6 protein-coding genes are annotated in these 5,607 nt (G+C 66.3%); all 6 read left to right on the plus strand.

All coding sequences use genetic code 11. The features are described 5' to 3' along the window. Positions 1-810 (plus strand): TerC/Alx family metal homeostasis membrane protein (locus E6J59_00005; GenBank protein ID TMB24699.1); only part of this gene is annotated, 810 nt, incomplete at its 5' end. After that, the gene (locus E6J59_00010) at positions 807-1,352 is read left to right on the plus strand and encodes a BON domain-containing protein (protein ID TMB24700.1); all 546 of its coding nucleotides are present in this window, start codon (positions 807-809) and stop codon (positions 1,350-1,352) included. The genes E6J59_00005 and E6J59_00010, both read left to right, overlap by 4 nt. After that, positions 1,349-2,185, plus strand: coding sequence for a hypothetical protein (locus E6J59_00015; GenBank protein TMB24701.1), 837 nt, complete (start codon positions 1,349-1,351; stop codon positions 2,183-2,185). The genes E6J59_00010 and E6J59_00015 overlap by 4 nt, the downstream gene beginning before the upstream one ends. A 920-nt stretch (positions 2,186-3,105) precedes the next feature. Continuing rightward, positions 3,106-4,167 carry an FtsH protease activity modulator HflK gene (gene hflK, locus E6J59_00020; protein TMB24702.1) on the plus strand — a complete coding sequence of 354 codons (1,062 nt, stop codon included), beginning with the start codon at positions 3,106-3,108 and terminating at the stop codon, positions 4,165-4,167. A gap of 4 nt (positions 4,168-4,171) precedes the next feature. After that, entirely contained in the window at positions 4,172-5,026 is an 855-nt protein-coding gene (hflC, locus tag E6J59_00025; GenBank protein TMB24703.1) for a protease modulator HflC, read from the plus strand. A gap of 203 nt (positions 5,027-5,229) precedes the next feature. Then, positions 5,230-5,607: DUF21 domain-containing protein (locus E6J59_00030; protein TMB24704.1), on the plus strand; the 378-nt coding region annotated here is incomplete at its 3' end.

The following is a 5,607-nucleotide window of genomic DNA, read 5'->3' on the forward strand; positions in this document are numbered from 1 at the left end:
AATCGCGGACTCGAGTTCCTGACCGGCTACCTCATCGAGAGGGCGCTTGCCGTCGACAACATCTTCATCTTCCTCGTCGTCTTCTCGACCTTCGCGGTGCCGGCGGTCTATCAGTACCGGGTTCTCTTCTGGGGCATCCTTGGCGCGCTGGTCCTGCGGGCGGTGTTCATCCTGCTCGGCGCCGCATTGCTCGCAGCATTCCACTGGGTGATGTACGTCTTCGGCGGGTTCCTGGTGCTCACCGGCATCAAACTCCTCCTGGCGGCGAACGGCGGGGTGCACCCGGAGCGGAACGTCCTCTTCCGGCTCTTCAAGCGGCTCGTGCCGTCGGTGTCCGACTACCACGGAGCGCGCTTCACGATCGTGAAGGCGGGCCGTCGATGCGCCACACCGCTCCTGCTCGTCCTGATTTGCATAGAGACTGCCGACTTAGTGTTCGCTCTCGATTCGATCCCGGCGATCTTCGCCGTGACGCGCGATCCGTTCATCGTCTACACCTCCAACATCTTGGCCATCCTGGGCCTGCGCGCGATGTTCTTCCTCGTGGCCGGCATGATCCGGCGCGTGGCGTATCTGAACATCGGCCTGGCCGCCGTGCTGAGCTTCGTCGGCGTGAAGATGCTGCTCACGGACATCTACGAGATCTCGACCTTGACCTCGCTGGGCGTCATCGCGGTGGTGCTCGCGCTGGCGGCCGTGGTGTCATGGCTCAGGCCACGTGTCTTCGCGGCTGCGAAGGCGCCCGCAGACGGAGGCGCCGAGCCAGACGCTGAAGATCCGCGGCTGCTGCGGCGGGCGGGCGGCCAATGAGGGGCAGTCCTGGTCGAAGCGTCCAGCTCCGCTGGCTCCCCCCGCTGGGTTTCGTAATCCCGCTCTTCGCCGGCGCACTGCTGGTCGCGCCGATGTCAGGACAAGCCGCGCCGGAGGATCGCGCGCTCGCCCGGTGGATCGAGGAGCAGACACGGCAGGACGAGAGCCTGGCCGGGACGCGGGTCATCGTGCATGCGCGGCAGGGAGCCGTCGTCCTATCAGGGATGGTGCGACTGTACAGCCAGAAGATCCGGTATGAGCAAATCGCGTGGCACAGCCCGGGTGTGCGAGAAGTCGAGAACGAGATCCGCGTCATCCCGGTCCTGCCCCTGAGTGACGTGGAGATCGCTCGGCGGATCGTCGCCATGGCGCAGGAATACCGGCGCCTTCACGGGGCGGGCGTCAAAGCCGAAGTCAACGAGGGTTTCGTCAGGCTCGCCGCTACGTTCGACGATCCAGCCGACGTTCTCTTCCTCAAGTATCGGGCCGCCGAGATCGAGGGTGTCGTCGGGGTGGAGATTGACGCTCGGTTCCGCGTGTGAAGGCGAAGGAGGGCGTGGGAATGCTACGAAGGATGCGTGTAGCCCTGGGGTTGGCGCTGATGACACTCGGTGCGCTCGGCACGGTGGCGGGCCCTGCGCGGGTAAATCAGGGAGTGGGAACCAGATCAAATCGGTCGCTGGCCCCGCGTTCTGCGTCCCGGCTGGCCTCGGCCCGGGCGGCGAGCTCACCGCCGTCGCGCGTCGTTGGGGCGTGCGAACACGAGCTCTCCATACAGGACGCGCCCGAAGCCCAGACCACGGCTGCCAGGCCCCGGATCCCGAGTAGTGAGGGGTGGCTACGCTCAGCCGTGGAGTCGCGGATGCAGCAGCTGGTCGCCGAGCAGCTTGGCGTCGATGTCGAAGAGATAGTGCCCGAGGTATCGCTCATGGATGATCTCGCCGCGGACTCGCTCGATCTGCTGGAGCTCGGTCTCGTCCTCGAGTCGGAGTTCAGTATCGCGCTGTCGCGGCGCACGTTCGACCACATCCGAACGTACCGAGACCTTGTCGACGCCGTCATGGTATCCTTCAACGGCGGCCGGGGACATGAACGACTGACGTCGCGACCTCTTTTCGTGAAGGCCCGGGTCGTCCCCGCCTCGGGTGAGGCCGCCAGCCTCGAGCGGGCGGGAGAACTCACTCCGTATACCATGGAGGTCATCGCGGAGGAGGCGGCGCGCGCCGGTCGAGGCGCGCAGCTCGAGGTGACCGTGCCGGGGAGCGCCAACGACGTGGACCTGGCGGTCATCCAGGAAGAGTTCGCCCGGCTCGGGCGCCGCGGGGTCGACGTGAGGGTCCGTCGAGAGCCGGCGCGAACGGCTAGCTGGATCTGAGGAGTGGCTGGCGCCGCGCAGAAGCCGGCACTGCTACTCCCGGTTTGAACCCGGGGTTCTCCGGAACTGTTTCGAGTCCGACCGTCACGGCCGCAGCGCGAACAGCAGGTCCAGCCCCACGAAGCTCAAGGCAACGAGACCCACGACGATCCAGAGGATCGTTCGTCTCGCGCTTTCCCCCATTAACGGCATGTCCCGACTCCGCGCACCGCGGGCTCAGCAGGTCGCCCAACAGTGTCTGCACTGTACACCCTCATGAGCGGTTCACGCACCCTGGCGGAGCGCATTCAACCCGCCTAATCCCCCACCTTCGTACCCCTGAGGGGCACCGCGGATCAAATAGAAAATTCGAGACGCGACTCCTCGAGAAAGCCGAAGTATCAAGTCGCCCGGCGCCACGAGAGCGTGATCCCGGCACTTCCGAGCGCGGTGCCAAGCGCCACACCGAAGCACGCACCGCCCACCGAGAGGTCGAGCGGCCAATCATCACTCTTCGAGCGTCGAGTTTCGCGAAGACGTGCTCGCAGTCGAGTACCGGACGCATCCACGACTCAGATCAGCCATCGGATTTTTCGACCAGTAGCAGCTGAATTATGCATTTGTCAGGCAGCGCCACGGGCCCGTACAGAGACTCCCAAGACCCAGGTCGCGAATGCTTCACGAGGTCAGGGGAAGCCTGATGGCACGGATTCCCGAAGGAACCGACAACACGGCGGCTGATGTCGCCTTCGAGGCGCGACTCGACGAAGAGCTGTGGGTCGTGTGGCTCGACGCCGACCGCGAACCCGCGTGGACCGACGCGCTCCTAGCGGTCTTCGCCGTATATCACGGCCACGGCAAGGAAGAAGACCCCTGAAAGCAACCCTCGTCATCGGGCTGCTCGCCTTGGCCGGGACCGTCGTGACGCTCGGGTCGAAGGCATGACAATGGCGCGCCAACCCCGCGGCGGCGAGTCGTTCCCGGTGCCCGACTTCAGGGAAGGCGTCGATGAGCTGCACAACATCCTGCGGCGGCTCGGGCGCGGACGCGCGGGCGCAATCGTCCTGGCGGTCGTGCTGCTGCTCTGGCTCGCCTCGGGACTCTACATCGTGGGTCCTGGCGAGCGGGGAGTAGTTCTCCACTTCGGGATGCTTTGGTCCCAGACCGAGCCGGGGCTGCGCTACCGCCTGCCCTCGCCAATCCAGACCCGCCACGTCGTGGACGTAGCGCGCGTCCGCCGGGCCGAGATCGGCTTCCGTGCCTCCGAGGGACGGACCCTGCCAGTCCCGGAGGAGGCCCTGATGCTGACGGGCGACGAGAACATCGTGGATGTCCAGCTCTTCGTCCAGTACCTGGTGCAAGATCCCGTGAAGTTTCTCTTTCGCGCCAACGATCCGGAGGGCGCGCTGCGCGTTTCGGCCGAGGTCGCGCTGAGGAGCGTGGTCGGCCAGAACACCATCGACTACACCATGACCGACGGCCGCGTGGAGGTGCAAGGGAGGGTGAAGACGCAGCTCCAAGGGCTCCTCGACACCTATGAGACCGGCTTGCTGGTCACCGAGGCGCGGCTCTTGGTGGTCGACCCCCCGAAGGACGTGCGCGAGGCCTTCCACGACGTGGTGCGAGCATGGGAGGATCGGGAGCGACTCATCAAGGAGGCCGAGGGCTACGGCGAGGACGTCGTTCCCAAGGCGCGGGGCGAGGCCGCACAGATGCTCCAGCAGGCCGAGGCCTACAAGGCGCAACGTGCGATCCGAGCGCAGGGAGACGCCGCGCGGTTCTTGAAGGTGCTCGAGGAGTATCAGAAGGCCAAGGGCGTGACCCGCCACCGCCTGTACCTGGAGAGCGTCGAGAAGATCCTGCCCGGGACGCAGAAGTTCCTCCTGGACACCAACGGAAACCAGGGCCGCGTTCTCCCCTTCCTCCCCCTGAAGGACCTGGTCGCCGCGCCTGCCGCCGCACCGGAGCCGAAGAGCCCGCCTGCGGCGAGCGCCAGCAGGTGAGCACATGGCACGGCTCGTGATCGGCGCCATCGTCGTCGCGCTCCTGGTTCTCTCCCAGACCGTCTTCGTCGTGGGCGAGTGGCAGCAGGCCCTCATCACCCAGTTCGGCAAGCCAGTGCGGACGATCCGGGAGCCGGGCCTCTACGTGAAGCTTCCCGTCGTCCAGACCCTCAGCCGCTTCGAGCGGCGTATCCTGGCGACCGACGTCCAAGCGGCCGAGTACTTGACGCTCGACAAGAAGCGGCTGGCCGTCGACCACGTCTCGCGCTGGCGCATCAGCGACCCCCTGGAGTTCTACCGCACCGTGCGCGACACCCGGGGCGCCATGGCGCGCCTCGACGACATCATCTTCGCGCGGCTGCGCCAGGAGATCGCCAAGCACAACTTCGCGGACTTCATCCGCGAGAAGCGTGAGGGGATCATGCAGGTGGTCACCGCCGGCACCCGGGAGATGGCCGCCTCCTTCGGCATCGAGGTCGTCGACGTCCGCATCAAGCGGGCCGACCTACCGACCGAGGTGCAGGCCAGCGTCTACGCTCGGATGCGAGCTGAGCGCGAGCGGATCGCCAAGCGCTACCGCGCCGAGGGCGAGGAGCGAGCACGGAAGATCCGGGCGTCGGCCGACAAGGAGCGCGAGATACTCGTGGCGAAGGCGTACGAGGAGAGCCAGCGGATGATCGGTGAGGGGGATGCGCAGGCGATCGCCACCTACGCCCGTGCCTTCGGCCAGGACCCGGAGTTCTACGGCTTCCTGCGTCGGCTCGAGAGCTACGAGAAGATCTTCGCTGGGGGGACGACCGTCGTGCTCTCGCCCGACTCCGACCTGCTCCGGTATCTCCAGGGCCCGGGACCGCGGTAGGGGCGCCGGGCTCTTCCCGACACCGTTAGTTAGCTCTGTGATCCCGCGGCGGCTCTTCGGGCGCGCGAACCGCAGTTGCGTTCGCGGGCTCCCGATGGGCGAAGCCGACAGTCGGCGGGCACCGCTCAGTGACCGAACGAGTCACCGGTCGGTTTGTGGGGAATCACGACAGTTGCTAGCGTTCACCCCAGAGCGGACACGACATGATGTGGGTCGCGGGCCTCGTCGTCGGGCTTGTTCTCTTCGGTTCGATCCTGGCGATTGCTGAGTCGTCGTTCAGCCGGATGACTCGGTTCCGTGCTGGCGCGCTCCGCCAGGAAGGCCGCCGCAACGCCGCCCTCCTCGAAGAAATCGAGCGCGACCCCGCTCCGTATCTGAACTCGATCTACCTCGCGGTCATGTTCGTGCAGAACGGGTCCGCCATCCTGGTTGCACTCGTTGCCGAGCACTACTTCGCCGACGTCGGCATCACGCTCGTCTCGGTGGCGTTCACGCTCGCCTACTTCGTGGTCGTCGAGGCAATGTCGAAGACCTACGGTATCCTTCACAGCGACCGCGCTGCGCTCTCCATGGCCCCCATC

Source organism: Deltaproteobacteria bacterium, from assembly GCA_005879795.1.
Classification (GTDB): domain Bacteria; phylum Desulfobacterota; class Binatia; order DP-6; family DP-6; genus DP-6.

Coding starts and splice junctions, on each gene's coding strand:
- E6J59_00010 (TMB24700.1), top strand. CDS start 807: ATGAGGGGCAGTCCTGGTCGAAGCGTCCAGCTCCGCTGGCTCCCCCCG.
- hflK (TMB24702.1), top strand. CDS start 3,106: ATGACAATGGCGCGCCAACCCCGCGGCGGCGAGTCGTTCCCGGTGCCC.
- hflC (TMB24703.1), top strand. CDS start 4,172: ATGGCACGGCTCGTGATCGGCGCCATCGTCGTCGCGCTCCTGGTTCTC.